The organism is Mycolicibacterium frederiksbergense, assembly GCF_012223425.1.
Taxonomy (GTDB): domain Bacteria; phylum Actinomycetota; class Actinomycetes; order Mycobacteriales; family Mycobacteriaceae; genus Mycobacterium; species Mycobacterium frederiksbergense.
The window spans coordinates 5,695,930-5,711,336 of the sequence record NZ_CP038799.1 but is presented as its reverse complement, the minus strand read 5'-3'; the positions used below and the strand labels follow the sequence as shown (position 1 = coordinate 5,711,336).

The following is a 15,407-nucleotide window of genomic DNA, read 5'->3' as shown; positions in this document are numbered from 1 at the left end:
GCTGGATTACTGTGATTTAGTAACATACGGTTAACGCAGCACAGCTTGGAAAGACCCAGACGACGCGGAGAGGCGCCCCCATGACCAGTTGGCTAGATGATGTATTTGCCGTGCAGAAGCCCGTGATCGCGATGCTGCATCTGGCGGCACTTCCGGGCGATCCCGGCTTCGACTCGGCCGCGGGCGTCCGGGCGGTCGTCGACCGCGCCAAGGAGGAATTGGCCGCGCTGCAAGAAGGCGGCGTCGACGGCGTCATGGTCTCCAACGAGTTCAGCCTGCCGTACCTGACCAAGACCGAGCCGATCACCGCCATCACCATGGCCCGGGTGATCGGTGAGCTGCTGCCCGATTTCACCGTGCCCTATGGGGTGAACGTGCTGTGGGATGGTCGCGCCTCGATCGACCTGGCGGTGGCCACCGGGGCCCAGTGGGTGCGCGAGATCTTCACCGGCGTCTACGCCAGCGATTTCGGCCTGTGGGACACCAACGTCGGCGAGGTCGCGCGGCACCGGCACCGCGTCGGCGGCGCCGGGGTGAAGTTGCTGTTCAACATCGTCCCGGAGTCGGCGGTCTATCTGGCCGACCGTGATCTGGCCTCGGTCACCGCCACCACGGTCTTCGCGACGAAACCCGATGCCATCTGCGTGTCGGGTCTGACCGCGGGGGCATCCACCGACGCCCAGGCGCTGCGGGTGGTCAAGGACAATGCCGGCGCGGTGCCGGTATTCGTGAACACCGGTGTGCGCGCACACAATGCGGCCGAACAGCTGTCCATCGCCGACGGAGCGGTCGTCGGCACCTATTTCAAGGAGGACGGGGTGTTCGAGAACCGTGCCGTGGCCTCCCGGGCCGCGGAACTGATGGACGCGGTGAAGGAATTCCGCACGACGTTATGACCGAGCAATTGCGCCTGCTGGCGATCGAGGCCGCCCGGCTCGGGGCCGCGGTGTGCCTGCGGCACTGGGGCGAGACGGTGCACCTCGCCACCAAGAGCGCCGCCGGCGATGTGGTGACGGCGGTGGACCGTGCCGCCGAGGAGACCGTGCGTGCGGCGCTGCTGGAGGCCAGGCCCGATGACGGCGTGCTCGGCGAGGAGCTGCCCGAGCGGATCGGCACCGGCTCGGTGCAGTGGGTCGTCGACCCGCTCGACGGCACCACGAACTACATCCGGCGGCTGCCGCATTTCGGTACCTCGGTGGCGGCCCGCTCGACGGCCGACGGCAGCTGGCTGGCCGGTGCGGTGTGCGCGCCGGCCTTGGGAATGACCTGGAGTGCCGCCAAAGGTCTTGGTGCTCAACTTGACTCGGGATCCGGGGAGGTGCGGCTACCGCTGGCGCTGATGGAGTCGTCGGTGCGATTGGTGGGTACCGGGCTGTCCTACGATCCCGGCCACCGGCGCAGACAGTTGCGTGAACTCGGCACCGCGATGGCCGAATACACCGATATGCGCCGATTCGGGGCGGCCGCGCTGGATCTCTGCCTGGTGGCGCAGCGCAGCCTGGATGCCTTCTTCGAGGATGATCTCGCCGTGCACGACTGGGCGGCGGGCGCGCTGATCGCCGAGGAGGCCGGCGCGGTGGTGACACGCTCCGAAAGCGCCGGGGCGTCAGCGCGCTGGCAGTGACTGATCGCGCGTCGCACGTTCTGCGTTGACACACACCACCGAGACACCCGCCGCACGCAGCGCCTCGACCGCCGGATGGGTGGCCGGCCCATCGGTGACCAGGATCGAAATCGCCGACACCGGTGCGACATTGATCAACTGGACCCGGCCCAGTTTGGAGGCGTCGGCGGCCACGATCACCCGATCCGCCGCCCGCATCGCGGCCTGCTTCACATTGCCTTCCTCGCGGTGGTACTCCGAGGCGCCGCGCTTACCGTCCACCCCGGCGATGCCCATCACGTAGGTGTCGCAGTTGTAGCGCAGGTAGAAATCCTCGGCCTCGGCGCCGATCAGGCTCAGCTCGCCGGGCCGGACCTTGCCGCCGGTCAGCAGGATCGTGGTGTTCGGTTCGTCGGCGAGTTCGATGGCGACCAGCACGCTGGGGGTGATCACGGTCAGCCCCAGATCGCGGCCCTTGACGGCCCTGGCGACCGCCAGCACCGTGCTGCCGCTGTCCAGGATGACGGTCTCGCTGGGGGTCAGCAGGTCGGCCACCGCGTGCGCGATGTGCAGTTTCTCATCGGCGGAGTCGGCGGCGCGCGCGTCGAAGGACGGCTCGGTCGACTTGCCGCCGAAGGCGATCGCGCCACCGAGCACCCGGCGCGCGACGCCCTGCTCCTCGAGCCGCTCGATATCGCGCCGGATGGTCATCTCGGACACGTCGAATTCATCGGCCAGGGTGGCGAAGTCGACCTCGCGGTCGGTGTGGATCCGGGCGGCGATCGCTGCTCGGCGCGCGTGCGCGTTCAAGCCGGGGGTCATTCCGACAGCCTAGGTCAAAGTTGTGAATTAATCACAACAATCACACCGTGATGGTGTTGCGTTCTCGCATCGATGCCCACAGCGCCGCAGTGGCCGCGGTGCACGCGCCCGCCCCGGCGACATGTAGCGCCACCAACGCCTCGGGCACGCCGGTGAAGAACTGCACGGCGCCGAGCGCACCCTGGGCGGCGGCCAGGCCGACGACGACACCCAGGCGTGTCAGCACCGGCCGGGGCGCGCGTACCGCCAGCAGCGCGAAGCCGAGGGCCACCAGCAGCGAGAGATAGGCGATCAGAAGCGTCGAGTGCATGTGCACCAGGGTGGTGATCTCGACCTCCAGGCGGGGCACCGGACGCTGCAGGCTCTTGTCGCCGGCGTGTGGGCCCGCGCCGGTCACCATGGTGCCGGTCACCAGAACGGCCGACAGGGCGATCCCGCTCAGGGCGGTCAACTGGCGTAACGGTGTGGGCACCACGGCCGCCGCTTCGCCGTCGTCGGGCTCGCCGATCTTGGCGTACAGCAGCACCGACAGCCACACCATCGCCATGGACACCAGCAGGTGGATGGCGACCGTCCACCAGAGCAGGCCGGTGAGCACCGTGATCCCGCCGATGACGGCCTGTGCGACCGTCGAGGCCGGCATCAGCCAGGCGTAGGCCAGTACCTCGCGCCGCCGCCGGGCCCGGGTGACGGCGATGACCGCGGCCGCCGCGGTGAGCACGACCAGGAAGGTCAGCATCCGGTTGCCGAACTCGACGGCCTGGTGGATGCCGGCGACCTCGGGGTGCGGGACCGGGGTGAAACTGCCGGGGAAGCACTGCGGCCAGGTGGGGCAGCCGAGCCCGGAGGCCGTGACGCGCACGATGGCCCCGGTGACGGCGATACCGCCCTGGGTGAGGATCACCAGCGCCGCGACGATGCGCTGCGCGCGCAGGCTGGGCACGGGCAGCGTGTCGACGAGTCTCAGGAAAAGTCGTCCGACAGCCACGGCCCGATCGTAGAGCAGCGCTAACTACAAGTTGTAGTAGGGCCGGTCCGGCGCGGCGCGACGAACGGCACCAGCACCTCGTCGACGAGTTCGACCACCAGGTCATCGGTGATGGGGTCGCCGGTGACCAGCAGGCGATGCCACAGCACGCTCTGTCCGAGTTCCCGGGCGATGTGTACCGGCACGTCCGGGCGGACGTCACCGCGTTCGATGCCGCGGGCCAGTAGTGCGGCCATCTCCACTTTGCGCCACCCGATCACGTCGGCGCGAAACGCGGTGGCCAGCGCCTCGTCGCCGGCCATGGCGGCCACGGTGGCCCGCATGGTGGCGCCCTGCGGGCCGGCGAACAGCGCCGCCCACCCGCGTAACACGGCCAGCATGTCGGTGCGATAGCTGCCGGTGTCCTCGTGTGGGATGGCCGCCTTCGCGGTGCGCAACAGGGTGTCGCGCAACAGTTCCCGGCCGTCCGCCCAGCGGCGGTACAGCACCGGCTTGCTGGTCCGCGCCGTGGCGGCGACCGCTTCCATCGTCACCGCGGCCGGGCCGTGTTCGGTCAGCAGGGCGATGACGGCGCCGTGGATCGCGGTATCGAGTTCGTCGCCACGGCGCCGCATGAAACCTCCTTATAGGAAACGCTTGCGTATCTTACGCACGCGTCGCAGGATTTAAGAAACGCAATCGTATCTTGGAGGTCTCATGAGCCGTCCCGTGCTCTATCCGCTACGCACCGTCGACTCGGCCACGGTGCGCTACACGGCCGCGCCACACCGTCGCCGAAGGGTCACCATCGACCACCGTCCGCTGCACGGGGTGACGCCGTCGATGCTGCTGGACTGGTTCTCCGGGCTCGGCGGGACGATGGACTACGGCGGCGAGGTGATCGACCGCTACCTGGCCTGGCATCCCATCGACCACATCAGATGGGAACTGGCCGCCGGCGAGCACGCGGTCGAGGGCGCCCGATTCCGGATCGTGGAGGCCTTCGGCGGGCGACCGGAATACCGCGTCGACGTCGTCGACCGGGTGGAGAAACTCGACGAGACCGGGATCCGGCTGGTGCAGCGGGTGGCCGGGGTGATGGTGTTCAGCCTGGAACACACCTGGTCTGCGGGCGACGATGGCGCCCACTACGTCAGCGTCCTCGACATCGGCGCCCGCACACCGCTTTTCCGGCCGGTGAACGCCCATCTCTGCCGAAAGTTCCCGGATCACATGGCGCGCGCCTGGGTTCGGCACAACATCGAGGAGGTCGGCCAATTGGAGTTTCTGCTGCCCGGCCTCAACACCAGATCGCCAGCTGCCGGCCGCGACCGTCGACCTGCGGTGGATCCGGCAGGCTGAATGCGGCCCCGGTGGCAATGCGGTGCGCACTCCACGCCGCGGCGCCCGCATCGAGCACGTCATCGGCGGGCACCGCCGCGACGGCGCGGCCCAGGTCCTCCGGGATGTCGATGCCGTGCGAGGTCAGGATCCGGAGCCGGGCGCGCTGGCCACGCCAGCTCTTCTTCTTGCCGTCGGCGGCCAGCAGGCCCATTTCGTGAAAGGACAGCTCGGGGTGCACCTCGTGCAGGGGCAGCCCGGTCTTGTCGTGCAGAGCCTCGGCCTCCAGGAATTTTCGCCGCAGCCCCCAGGTCTGGATGCTGATGCCGGTGCCGGTGAGGGCTTTCGCCGCGGCGGTGGCCGCCGCATGGTCGGGGGCATCGAACACCGGGCGCGGCGGCATCGCGAACAGACTCGACGACCGCGCACCGAGACGGCGTTGGGCGGCCCGGTCCGAGGCCCGCACCTCGGAGTCCAGCAGGCCCAGCGGTATGTCGACGCCGATGGCGACCGCGTCGGGTGCGGCGGCCACCAGCCCGCGCAGCGTCTCGTCCACATGGGCGCCGACATAGCGCCCGTCCCGCAGCTCGATGCCGACCCAGCCGTTCTTCCAGCCGTCGACGCCGAGCACCGTGCTCACGTGAAACGGAACCAGCGCAGCGCCGCCAGCGCCGAGAGCACGCCCCAGGCCGCCAGCACGGCGAGGCCGAACCAGTCCGCCGACAGCGTCATCGCCTGCGTCAGCGACTCGGTCAGCGCACCGGACGGTGTCAGCCGCGCCACCCAGCGCAGCGCCGCGGGCACCGGACCGCCGTCGAGCGTCAGGGCGCCCAGTCCGGCGAAGACGAACCACAGCAGGTTTGCCAGGGCCAGCACGATCTCCGAGCGCAGTGTCCCGCCGAGCAGCAGTCCCAGTGCGGCGAAGGTCGCGGTGCCGAGTGCGATCACCACCGCGCCCAGTGCCAGGGCGCCCACCTCGGGTCGCCACCCCAGGGCGATGCCGATGCCGCCCAGCAGGATCGACTGCAGGAACACCACGGCCACGACCGCCAGCGACTTGCCGGCGATGATGCCCCACACCGGAAGTGCGGTGGCGCCGAGCCGCTTCAGCGCGCCGTAACGGCGGTCGAAGGCCACCGCGATGGCCTGCCCGGTGAAGGCCGTCGAGATGACCGCCAGCGCCATGATCGCGGGGGTGAAGGTGGCCGCCCGGTTGGCACCGAAGTCGCCGAGCGGCAGCAGGGTCAGGCCGATCAGCAGGGTGATAGGGATGAACATGGTGAGCAGCAGCTGCTCACCGTTGCGCAGCAGCAACCGCAGCTCCAGGCCGAACTGCGCGATCAGCATCTGGCGCACCCCGGCCGGGCGTGGGTCGGGGGAGAAGGTGCCTGCGGCGAAACGATTGCTCACGATCTCAACTCCCGGCCGGTCAGATCGAGGAAGACTTGTTCCAGGCTGCGCTGTTCCACCCGCATGTCGGTGGCCAGCACGTTCACCCGCGCGCACCACGCGGTTACCGTGGCCAGCACCTGTGGATCGATGTGCCCTTCCACCAGATACTCCCCGGGCGTGGCCTCGGTGGCCCGGTAGTCCTCCGGAAGCGCCGAGACCAGCAGGGCGAGATCGAGTTTCGGTGGGGCGGTGAAGCGCAGTTGGTTCTCTGCGCCGCTGCGCATCAGCTCTGCCGGCGTGCCCGCGGCGACCGTCGCGCCGTGGTCGATGATGACCAGCCGGTCGGCCAGCTCCTCGGCCTCGGTGAGTTGGTGGGTGGTCAGCACGACCGTCACGCCGTCGCGGCGCAACGCGTCGATCAGCTCCCACACCACGATCCGCGCATGTGCGTCCATACCGGCAGTCGGCTCGTCCAGGAAGACCAGATCCGGGCGGCCGACGACCGCGCAGGCCAGGGCCAGGCGCTGCTGCTGGCCGCCGGAGAGTCGGCGATAGGTCGTGCGTGCGGCATCGGCGAGGCCGAGCGTGTCCAGCAGCCACTGCGGGTCGAGGGGATTGGCGGCGTAGGCGGCCACCAGATCGAGCATCTCGCCGGCGCGGGCCGCGGGGTAGCCGCCGCCGCCCTGCAGCATCACGCCGATGCGCTCACGCAGTTTGGCGTTGTCGGTGGTCGGGTCCAGGCCGAGGATCTCGATGCTGCCCGCGTCGGGACGCAGGAAACCCTCGCACATCTCGATGGTGGTGGTCTTGCCCGCGCCGTTGGGCCCGAGCAACGCGAACACCTCGGCGCGGTGCACCTCGAGGTCGAGATTGTTCACCGCGATCGTCGCTCCGTAGCGCTTGGTCAGGCCGCGCAGCCGCACGACGGGCTCAGAACCGGTGGTCACGGAGATTCAGCGTAAGCGTCGGGTCTGGCAGCCGGTGGCTCCGGTCCGGGTCGGCGGTCATCGGGCCCCGGATCGGGCAGCGGGCGCCACGGCAGCCGGCGGTAGGTGAGCGCAATCAACAGTGCCACGATCACGGCGCTGGCCAGCGTGGCGTCGACGATCTGGAACAGGGCGAACCGGTCGCCGTTGGCGGTCGGTCCGAATATGCCCACCACCAGCGTCATCGCGATGGCGGACCCGCGGAATCCGGGTCGGGTGGCCCAGGTGGCCAGCGGGATGATGGCCCACAGCAGGTACCAGGGCTGGACCACCGGGAACAGCAGTACCGTGGCGCCGAGCGCGACACCGAGGCCGCCGACCGGGTGCAGCCGGCCGCGGAAGACCGCCAGCAGCAGCCAGGTCACCAGGATTGCGATGATGATCACACCGATGCCACGGGTGAGCCCCAGTACGGAGGTGGTGTGGTCGCCGAGGCCGAGCAGGTTGCCGACCTGCCCGGTGCCAAGCGCGATCAGGGTGGGCGGTGACATCCAGGACCGCACCACGTTCGCGGTGCCCAGGGTGAACAGCCAACCGAAGCCCAGGCCGCTGGCCCAGCCGATCACGGCCATCACCGCCAACGACAGTGCGCCCAGGGAGAACCCGGCAGCCAGCAGCGCCCTGAAGGTGCCGCCCCAGCGCCACGCCAGCGCCATCACGATGAAGCCCATCGCCAGCAGCGAGGGCAATTTGACCTGGGAGGACATCGTGACCAGCACGGTGCCCGCGACCAGCATCGCGGTGGCGCGGGGCGGGATCCGCCACTGCCCGTCGCGGACGCCGTCGATGCCCCGCAGCGCGAACTCGGTGCCCGCCAGCATCAGGCCGAGCATCAACGCCTCGTTGTGGATACCGGCCACCAGATGCATGAACAGCAGCGGATTACACGGACCCAGCCACAGTGCACTCACCTCGTGCACACCGCACCGCTGCGCCAATCTCGGGGTGGCCCAGACGATGAGTCCGACACCGACGAGCACCACCAGCCGGTGGCAGAGCACGGCGGCGACGATGTTGTCACCGGTGAGCACCGATATGCCCTCGCCGATCCACAGGAACAGCGGACCGTACGGGGCCGGGGTCTCGCGCCACAGGCTGGGCACCGACAGGGTGAAGACATGGTCCAGGCCGAGTCCCGGCGCCGGGCCGACCAGATACGGGTCCAGACCGAGCCGGGCGATCTGGCTCTGCGCCAGGTAGGAGTAGACGTCCTTGCTGTACATCGGCGGGGCGATCAGCAGCGGCAGCAGCCACAGCATGAGTGTGCGATCCAATTGGCTGCGTGACATCCGGTGCGGTCCGAGGGCGAACCGGCCCAGCATCAGCCAGGCCAGCGCCATCATCACCGCGCCGGTGGTGGTCATGGTCAGCGATACGGTCTGGATGCGGGAGGGCAGGTTGAGCAGACGGACGCCGAACGTGGGGTCCTGGACGACCGGCCGGGCGCCGGCGCCGAGCGCGCCGATCGCCATGAGGACGGTTCCGGTCGCACCGAATACCCTGGTGCGGCGCAGTGTGACGACCTCAGCGCCGGTGAGGGGTGACCCGACCGACCGTTCGTCGGCGTGCCATCGGGCGACCGCCGAGCTGAAGGACCCAAGGGCGGTCATGCGAGCAGCGTAGCGGCCGGGCTTTGGTGGCCCGCCACGGTGAGGACCGGTGGCCCGCCGGGGTCGGGCAGGGGTGTCGGAGCCCCGGTTAGGGTTGCCTTGCTGGAACCCCGGGTGGAATTCCGACACAATGGTGTTGTGAAAATAAATCCGGAGGCACCGGGCGCGGCGGCAACCGCGCCCACTTTGGTGTCTCCGGACGGTCACACCCGCAGCGCGATCGTGCAGTTGCTGCTGGAGGGCCCGGTCACCGCGGGTGATATCGGCCAGCGCCTCGGTATCTCGGCCGCCGGCATCCGCCGGCATCTCGACGCCCTGATCGACGCCGGGGACGCCCAGGCCAGCGCCGCGGCGGCCTGGCAGCACAACGGACGGGGCAGGCCGGCCAAACGGTATCGCCTGACCGCGGCCGGACGTGCAAAGCTCTCGCACGCCTATGACGACCTGGCGGTGGCGGCGATGCGTCAGCTCCGCGAGATCGGCGGCGACGACGCGGTGCGCACCTTCGCCCGTCGCCGTATCGACACCATTCTGGCGGGGATCTCCGAGGTGAGCGATCCGGACGCGGTCGAGCAGACCGCCGACCAGATGGCCGCCGCACTGACCGACGCCGGGTATGCGACCACCACCACGCCGGTGGCCGGTCCGTTGTCCCGTGTGCAGATCTGCCAGCATCATTGCCCGGTGTCACACGTTGCCGAGGAATTTCCCGAGCTGTGTGACGCTGAACAAGAGGCGTTCGCCGAGATCCTGGGCACCCACGTGCAGCGGCTGGCCACCATCGTCAACGGTGATTTCGCGTGCACCACCCACGTTCCACTGGGACCTGACAAGTCCCTACCTGTTCGGCCCACAGCCTGCGCCGAATCCACCACCACACAAGGAGTGTCGCCATGACCCTCACCCCGGAGACCCCGCTGACCCAGGAAGAGACCATCGCGTCGCTGGGTACGTACGGCTATGGCTGGTCGGATTCCGACGTCGCCGGCGCCAGTGCCCAGCGCGGCCTGAGCGAGGCTGTCGTGCGCGACATCTCGTCGAAGAAGAGCGAGCCCGAGTGGATGCTCGACGTCCGGCTCAAGGCGCTGCGCACGTTCGACAAGAAGCCGATGCCCAACTGGGGTTCTGACCTGGACGGCATCTTCTTCGACAACATCAAGTACTTCGTCCGGTCCAGCGAGAAGCAGGCCGCCACCTGGGATGACCTTCCCGAGGACATCAAGAACACCTACGACAAGCTCGGCATCCCCGAGGCGGAGAAGCAGCGCCTGGTCTCCGGCGTCGCCGCCCAGTACGAGTCCGAGGTCGTCTACCACTCGATCCGTGAGGATCTCGAGGCCCAGGGCGTCATCTTCCTGGACACCGATTCGGGCCTGCGCGAGCATCCCGAGCTGTTCAAGAAGTACTTCGGCACCGTGATTCCGGCCGGGGACAACAAGTTCTCCGCGCTGAACACCGCGGTGTGGTCGGGCGGGTCGTTCATCTACGTGCCGCCGGGCGTGCACGTCGACATCCCGCTGCAGGCCTACTTCCGGATCAACACCGAGAACATGGGCCAGTTCGAGCGCACCCTGATCATCGCCGATGAGGGTTCCTACGTGCACTACGTCGAAGGCTGCACGGCGCCGATCTACAAGTCCGACTCGCTGCACTCGGCTGTCGTCGAGATCGTGGTCAAGCCGGGCGCCCGGGTGCGCTACACGACCATCCAGAACTGGTCGAACAACGTCTACAACCTGGTCACCAAGCGTGCCCGCGCCGAGGCCGGGGCCACCATGGAGTGGGTCGACGGCAACATCGGGTCCAAGGTGACGATGAAGTACCCGGCCGTGTGGATGACCGGTGAGTACGCCAAGGGCGAGGTGCTCTCGGTGGCGTTCGCCGGCGAGGGTCAGCACCAGGACACCGGCGCCAAGATGCTGCACCTGGCTCCGAACACATCGAGCAACATCGTGTCCAAGTCGGTGGCGCGCGGTGGTGGCCGCGCCTCCTACCGCGGGCTGGTTCAGGTCAACAAGGGTGCACACGGCTCGAAGTCGAGCGTGAAATGCGATGCGCTGCTGGTCGATACGATCAGTCGCAGCGACACCTACCCCTATGTAGACATCCGCGAGGACGACGTCACGATGGGCCATGAGGCCACCGTGTCGAAGGTCAGCGAGGACCAGCTGTTCTACCTGATGAGCCGCGGCATGACCGAGGACGAGGCGATGGCCATGGTGGTGCGCGGCTTCGTCGAGCCGATCGCCAAGGAACTCCCGATGGAGTATGCGCTGGAACTCAACCGGCTCATCGAACTCCAGATGGAAGGCGCGGTCGGGTGACGGGGCGAGCGAAGCGACGGGAAGTTATCTAGTGGTTCAGGATCTGACATCCGCGGTCGAAGGTGGCCGTAAAACCGGTTCGGCGCTGAACGCCAACAAGGGCGAGCAGTTCGCCTCGTTCGACGTCGACGCGTTCGAGGTACCCGGTGGCCGTGACGAGCTGTGGCGGTTCACCCCGCTGAAACGACTGCGCGGCCTGCACGACGGTTCGGCGCCCGCGACGGGTTCGGCACTGATCGAGGTGACCGAGCGCCCCGGGGTGACCGTCGAGACCGTGCAGCGCGACGATCCGCGCCTCGGCCAGGGCGGTGTGCCATCGGACCGCGTTGCGGCCCAGGCATACTCGTCGTTCGGCAACGCGACCGTGGTGACCGTGGCCCGTGACACCGAGGTCGCCGAGCCCATCGAGATCGTCGTCACCGGCCCCGGTGCGGACAACGTCGCCTATGGGCACCTGCAGATCCGGGTCGAAGAGCTGTCCCGGGCGATCGTCGTGGTAGACCTGCGCGGCAGTGGCACCTACGCCGACAATGTCGAGATCATCGTCGGTGACTCGGCCGGCCTGGGCGTGATCTGGATCGCCGACTGGGCCGATGACATGGTGCACGTGAGCTCCCACCACGCCCGCCTCGGCAAGGATTCGGTGCTCGGCCACGTCAATGTCACCCTCGGTGGCGATGTCGTGCGCACCACCGCGACCGTGCGGTTCACCGCGCCCGGCGGTGAGGCTCAGCTGCTCGGCACCTACTTCGCCGACGACGGCCAGCACTTCGAATCCCGGTTGCTCGTCGACCATGCGGTACCGAACTGCAAGTCCGACGTGCTGTACAAGGGTGCGCTGCAAGGCGATCCGGCCTCCGACAAGCCGGACGCGCACACCGTGTGGATCGGCGATGTGCTGATCCGCGCCGAAGCCACCGGCACCGACACCTACGAGGCGAACCGCAACCTGGTGCTCACCGACGGCGCCCGTGCCGACTCGGTGCCCAACCTCGAGATCGAGACCGGCGAGATCGCCGGGGCCGGACACGCCAGTGCCACCGGTCGTTTCGATGACGAGCAGCTGTTCTACCTACGCGCCCGCGGCATTCCCGAGGAGCAGGCCCGCCGCCTGGTGGTCCGCGGCTTCTTCGGCGAGATCATCGCCAAGATCGCCGTGCCCGCCGTGCGTGAGCGCCTGACCGAAGCCATCGAACGAGAACTAGCCATCACGGAATCGAAAGCAGCCCAAGAATGACCACGCTCGAAGTCAAAGACCTGCACGCCACCGTCGTCTCCGCCGAGGGCGGCGATGACGTCGAGATCCTCAAGGGCGTCAACCTGACCGTGAAGTCGGGAGAGACCCATGCGGTGATGGGTCCCAACGGATCCGGTAAGTCCACTCTGTCCTACGCCATCGCCGGCCACCCCAAGTACAAGGTCACCTCGGGCTCGATCACGCTCGACGGCCAGGATGTGCTGGCGATGAGCATCGACGAACGCGCCCGCGCCGGTCTCTTCCTGGCCATGCAGTACCCCATCGAGGTGCCCGGGGTGTCCATGTCGAACTTCCTGCGGACCGCCGCGACCGCGGTGCGTGGCGAGGCCCCGAAGCTGCGGCACTGGGTCAAAGAGGTCAAGACCGCGATGACCGATCTCGATATCGACCCCACGTTCTCCGAGCGCAGCGTGAACGAGGGCTTCTCCGGTGGAGAGAAGAAGCGTCACGAGATCCTGCAACTGGGCCTGCTCAAGCCGAAGATCGCCATCCTCGACGAGACCGATTCCGGGCTCGACGTCGACGCGCTGCGCATCGTCAGCGAGGGCGTCAACCGGTACGCCGAGGCAGAGCACGCAGGTGTCCTGCTGATCACGCACTACACCCGGATCCTGCGTTACATCCGCCCGCAGTTCGTGCATGTGTTCTACGACGGCCGGATCATCGAGTCCGGCGGGCCCGAGCTCGCCGATCAGCTCGAAGAGAACGGCTACGAGCGGTTCACCCAGGCAGCATCGACCTAGCCACATCCACCGCGTAGGAGGAGCCCGATCATGACAACGACATCCGTCGACCGCGCACTGGATCTGGAGGGGATCGCCCGCATCCGGGCCGACTTCCCCATCCTGAACCGGGTGATGCGGGGCGGGTGTCAGCTGGCATATCTCGATTCCGGTGCGACATCGCAGAAACCGCTGGCGGTGCTGGACGCCGAGCGGGCGTTCCTGACCACCTCCAACGGTGCGGTGCACCGCGGTGCGCACCAGTTGATGGAGGAATCCACCGACGCCTACGAGCAGGGCCGCGCTGACATCGCGGCCTTCGTCGGCGCGGACGTCGACGAGTTGGTGTTCACCAAGAACGCGACCGAGGCGATCAACCTGGTGGCCTATGCGTTGGGGGACAACCGCTTCGAGGGCGCCGTCGGCCCCGGCGACGTCATCGTCACCACCGAACTCGAGCACCACGCCAACCTGGTGCCGTGGCAGGAACTGGCGCGGCGCACCGGCGCCACCCTGCAGTGGTACGGGGTGACCGACGATGGCCGCATCGACCTGGACTCGCTGCAACTCGACGAGCGGGTCAAGATCGTCGCCTTCACCCATCATTCCAATGTCACCGGCGCATTGGCGCCGGTGGGCGAACTGGTGGCGCGGGCCAAGGCGGTCGGTGCGCTCACCCTGCTGGACGCCTGCCAGTCGGTGCCCCACCAGCCGGTCGACTTCCACGCTCTCGGTGTCGATTTCGCCGCGTTCTCCGGGCACAAAATGCTCGGTCCGACCGGGATCGGCGCGCTCTACGGCCGCCGTGAGCTGTTGAACGCGCTGCCGCCGTTCATCACGGGTGGCTCGATGATCGAAACCGTCACCATGGAGGCCACCACCTTCGCGCCCGCACCGCAGCGGTTCGAGGCGGGCACCCCGATGACCTCGCAGGTGGTCGGACTGGCCGCCGCCGCACGGTATCTGGATGCGATCGGCATGCCCGCCGTGCAGGCCCACGAGCAGACCCTGGTGGCCGCCGCGCTGGCCGGGCTCGCCGAGGTACCGCAGGTGCGGATCATCGGTCCGCAGACCACGCAGCGGCGGGCCTCTCCGGTGAGTTTCGTACTCGACGGTGTGCACGCACACGATGTCGGTCAGGTGCTCGATGACGAGGGTGTGGCGGTGCGGGTCGGCCATCACTGCGCGGCCCCGCTGCACCGCAGGTTCGGTATCAGCGCCACCGCACGAGCCTCGTTTGCGGTGTACAACACCCTCGACGAGGTGGACCGGCTGGTCGCGGGCGTCAAGCGGGCGGTGGAGTTCTTCGCCCGATGAGAATGGAACAGATGTACCAGGAAGTGATCCTGGACCACTACAAGCACCCGCATCACCGCGGGCTGCGCGAGCCTTTCGGCGCCGAGGTGCATCACGTCAACCCCACCTGCGGTGACGAGGTGACACTGCGGGTCGCGCTGTCCACCGACGGTGAGACGGTCCAGGATGTCTCCTATGACGGTCAGGGCTGTTCGATCAGCCAGGCCGCGACCTCGGTGCTCACCGATCAGGTGATCGGGCAGAGCGTCGGTGACGCCATGAAGACGGTGGCCGCCTTCACCGAGATGATCTCCTCGCGTGGGAACGTCGAGGGGGATGAGGACGTCATCGGCGACGGAATCGCCTTCGCCGGCGTGGCGAAGTATCCCGCGCGGGTGAAATGTGCCCTGCTCGGCTGGACGGCCTTCAAGGCCGCTCTGGCCGAGGCCAGCGATGATGTGGAGGACAAACGATGAGCGACACCGTCAATACCGATCCCGTGAACGAGGAATTGCTCGCCGACCTCGAGGAGGCCATGCGTGACGTGGTGGACCCCGAACTCGGCATCAACGTCGTCGATCTCGGCCTGGTGTACGGCATGAACGTCGAAGAGGGTGAGGCGGGCGCCGTCGCGCTCATCGACATGACGCTCACCTCGGCGGCCTGTCCGCTCACCGATGTGATCGAGGACCAGACCCGCACCGCGCTGATCGGCGCCGGGCTGGTCAACGAGATCAAGCTGAACTGGGTGTGGAACCCGCCGTGGGGTCCGGACAAGATCACCGACGACGGTCGCGAGCAGTTGCGCGCACTCGGCTTCACCGTCTGAGCGGGCACCCTCTCGCAGCAGACACGACCTCCGGCGCGACCGGCCATTCTCGTCTGGTGACGTCGCTTGCGCTGTCAGCAAATTGGCGGCATTCGGCGTCAGTTCGCCGATGACCGGTGAAGCGCGACTTCAGTGCATGTGATCCGGTGAATTCAGGTTCACTGAGGCGGTATCCGTTACGAATTGTATTCGTCACCCGGATATCGATATCGATGCAATGAATTCAATTCCCCACCGCCTTTGCATTTATTGACATC

17 protein-coding genes are annotated in these 15,407 nt (G+C 68.0%); 10 read left to right on the top strand and 7 right to left on the bottom strand.

Going from position 1 to position 15,407, the window contains the following annotated elements; genetic code table 11:
• Positions 1-80 precede the first annotated feature (80 nt).
• Both EXE63_RS30565 and EXE63_RS30560 read left to right on the top strand, forming a co-directional pair.
• The gene (locus tag EXE63_RS30565) at positions 81-896 is read left to right on the top strand and encodes a BtpA/SgcQ family protein (RefSeq protein WP_168145058.1); all 816 of its coding nucleotides are present in this window, start codon (positions 81-83) and stop codon (positions 894-896) included.
• Entirely contained in the window at positions 893-1,624 is a 732-nt protein-coding gene (locus tag EXE63_RS30560; RefSeq protein ID WP_168145057.1) for an inositol monophosphatase family protein, read from the top strand. The genes EXE63_RS30565 and EXE63_RS30560 overlap by 4 nt, the downstream gene beginning before the upstream one ends.
• Here EXE63_RS30560 and EXE63_RS30555 read toward each other — a convergent pair.
• From EXE63_RS30555 to EXE63_RS30545, 3 genes are read right to left on the bottom strand one after another with little or no spacing between them, the layout of a single operon-like run.
• Entirely contained in the window at positions 1,607-2,425 is an 819-nt protein-coding gene (locus EXE63_RS30555; RefSeq protein WP_168145056.1) for a DeoR/GlpR family DNA-binding transcription regulator, read from the bottom strand. The genes EXE63_RS30560 and EXE63_RS30555 overlap by 18 nt on opposite strands.
• 40 nt (positions 2,426-2,465) lie before the next feature.
• Positions 2,466-3,413, bottom strand: a complete 948-nt coding sequence (locus EXE63_RS30550) for a COX15/CtaA family protein (RefSeq protein ID WP_168145055.1) — start codon at positions 3,411-3,413, stop codon at positions 2,466-2,468.
• A 20-nt stretch (positions 3,414-3,433) separates the two neighbouring features.
• Entirely contained in the window at positions 3,434-4,027 is a 594-nt protein-coding gene (locus EXE63_RS30545) for a TetR/AcrR family transcriptional regulator (RefSeq protein WP_168145054.1), read from the bottom strand.
• An 82-nt stretch (positions 4,028-4,109) separates the two neighbouring features.
• Between EXE63_RS30545 and EXE63_RS30540 the strand changes: the two genes are divergently transcribed.
• Positions 4,110-4,754, top strand: a complete 645-nt coding sequence (locus tag EXE63_RS30540) for a hypothetical protein (protein WP_168145053.1) — start codon at positions 4,110-4,112, stop codon at positions 4,752-4,754.
• Here EXE63_RS30540 and EXE63_RS30535 read toward each other — a convergent pair.
• The 4 genes from EXE63_RS30535 to mptB are packed head-to-tail and all read right to left on the bottom strand — an operon-like array spanning position 4,693 to position 8,721.
• The gene (locus EXE63_RS30535; RefSeq protein WP_234904332.1) at positions 4,693-5,373 is read right to left on the bottom strand and encodes a DUF429 domain-containing protein; all 681 of its coding nucleotides are present in this window, start codon (positions 5,371-5,373) and stop codon (positions 4,693-4,695) included. The two genes, EXE63_RS30540 and EXE63_RS30535, sit on opposite strands and share 62 nt — an antisense overlap.
• Positions 5,370-6,146: an ABC transporter permease gene (locus tag EXE63_RS30530; RefSeq protein WP_210000950.1), complete on the bottom strand. Its 777-nt coding sequence runs from the start codon at positions 6,144-6,146 to the stop codon at positions 5,370-5,372. Before EXE63_RS30530 ends, EXE63_RS30535 begins: the two co-directional genes overlap by 4 nt.
• Entirely contained in the window at positions 6,140-7,072 is a 933-nt protein-coding gene (locus tag EXE63_RS30525) for an ABC transporter ATP-binding protein (protein WP_168145051.1), read from the bottom strand. Before EXE63_RS30525 ends, EXE63_RS30530 begins: the two co-directional genes overlap by 7 nt.
• Positions 7,069-8,721, bottom strand: a complete 1,653-nt coding sequence (mptB, locus tag EXE63_RS30520) for a polyprenol phosphomannose-dependent alpha 1,6 mannosyltransferase MptB (RefSeq protein WP_168145050.1) — start codon at positions 8,719-8,721, stop codon at positions 7,069-7,071. Before mptB ends, EXE63_RS30525 begins: the two co-directional genes overlap by 4 nt.
• A 138-nt stretch (positions 8,722-8,859) precedes the next feature.
• Here mptB and EXE63_RS30515 point away from each other — a divergent pair, with 138 nt between their 5' ends.
• From EXE63_RS30515 to EXE63_RS30485, 7 genes are read left to right on the top strand one after another with little or no spacing between them, the layout of a single operon-like run.
• Entirely contained in the window at positions 8,860-9,618 is a 759-nt protein-coding gene (locus EXE63_RS30515; protein WP_272955798.1) for a helix-turn-helix transcriptional regulator, read from the top strand.
• A complete protein-coding gene (gene sufB, locus EXE63_RS30510; RefSeq protein ID WP_168145048.1) occupies positions 9,615-11,045 on the top strand; it encodes a Fe-S cluster assembly protein SufB in 1,431 nt (476 codons plus the stop codon). Before EXE63_RS30515 ends, sufB begins: the two co-directional genes overlap by 4 nt.
• Before the next feature lie 31 nt (positions 11,046-11,076).
• Complete coding sequence (sufD, locus tag EXE63_RS30505; RefSeq protein ID WP_168145047.1) at positions 11,077-12,282, top strand: Fe-S cluster assembly protein SufD; 1,206 nt, start codon at positions 11,077-11,079, stop codon at positions 12,280-12,282.
• Entirely contained in the window at positions 12,279-13,046 is a 768-nt protein-coding gene (gene sufC / locus EXE63_RS30500) for a Fe-S cluster assembly ATPase SufC (RefSeq protein WP_168145046.1), read from the top strand. The genes sufD and sufC overlap by 4 nt, the downstream gene beginning before the upstream one ends.
• Before the next feature lie 30 nt (positions 13,047-13,076).
• Positions 13,077-14,342 carry a cysteine desulfurase gene (locus EXE63_RS30495; protein ID WP_168145045.1) on the top strand — a complete coding sequence of 422 codons (1,266 nt, stop codon included), beginning with the start codon at positions 13,077-13,079 and terminating at the stop codon, positions 14,340-14,342.
• On the top strand, positions 14,339-14,797 hold the full coding sequence (gene sufU, locus EXE63_RS30490; protein WP_168145044.1) for a Fe-S cluster assembly sulfur transfer protein SufU: 459 nt from the start codon (positions 14,339-14,341) through the stop codon (positions 14,795-14,797). Before EXE63_RS30495 ends, sufU begins: the two co-directional genes overlap by 4 nt.
• Complete coding sequence (locus tag EXE63_RS30485) at positions 14,794-15,150, top strand: metal-sulfur cluster assembly factor (RefSeq protein ID WP_168145043.1); 357 nt, start codon at positions 14,794-14,796, stop codon at positions 15,148-15,150. The genes sufU and EXE63_RS30485 overlap by 4 nt, the downstream gene beginning before the upstream one ends.
• Positions 15,151-15,407 lie beyond the last annotated feature (257 nt).

Excerpts from the sequence above, each read along its gene's own strand:
- EXE63_RS30540 (WP_168145053.1), top strand. The coding sequence starts at position 4,110 with ATGAGCCGTCCCGTGCTCTATCCGCTACGCACCGTCGACTCGGCCACG.
- EXE63_RS30560 (WP_168145057.1), top strand. The coding sequence starts at position 893 with ATGACCGAGCAATTGCGCCTGCTGGCGATCGAGGCCGCCCGGCTCGGG.
- sufU (WP_168145044.1), top strand. The coding sequence starts at position 14,339 with ATGAGAATGGAACAGATGTACCAGGAAGTGATCCTGGACCACTACAAG.
- mptB (WP_168145050.1), bottom strand. The coding sequence starts at position 8,721 with ATGACCGCCCTTGGGTCCTTCAGCTCGGCGGTCGCCCGATGGCACGCC.
- EXE63_RS30555 (WP_168145056.1), bottom strand. The coding sequence starts at position 2,425 with ATGACCCCCGGCTTGAACGCGCACGCGCGCCGAGCAGCGATCGCCGCC.
- EXE63_RS30565 (WP_168145058.1), top strand. The coding sequence starts at position 81 with ATGACCAGTTGGCTAGATGATGTATTTGCCGTGCAGAAGCCCGTGATC.
- EXE63_RS30545 (WP_168145054.1), bottom strand. The coding sequence starts at position 4,027 with ATGCGGCGCCGTGGCGACGAACTCGATACCGCGATCCACGGCGCCGTC.
- EXE63_RS30485 (WP_168145043.1), top strand. The coding sequence starts at position 14,794 with ATGAGCGACACCGTCAATACCGATCCCGTGAACGAGGAATTGCTCGCC.
- EXE63_RS30495 (WP_168145045.1), top strand. The coding sequence starts at position 13,077 with ATGACAACGACATCCGTCGACCGCGCACTGGATCTGGAGGGGATCGCC.
- sufC (WP_168145046.1), top strand. The coding sequence starts at position 12,279 with ATGACCACGCTCGAAGTCAAAGACCTGCACGCCACCGTCGTCTCCGCC.
- sufB (WP_168145048.1), top strand. The coding sequence starts at position 9,615 with ATGACCCTCACCCCGGAGACCCCGCTGACCCAGGAAGAGACCATCGCG.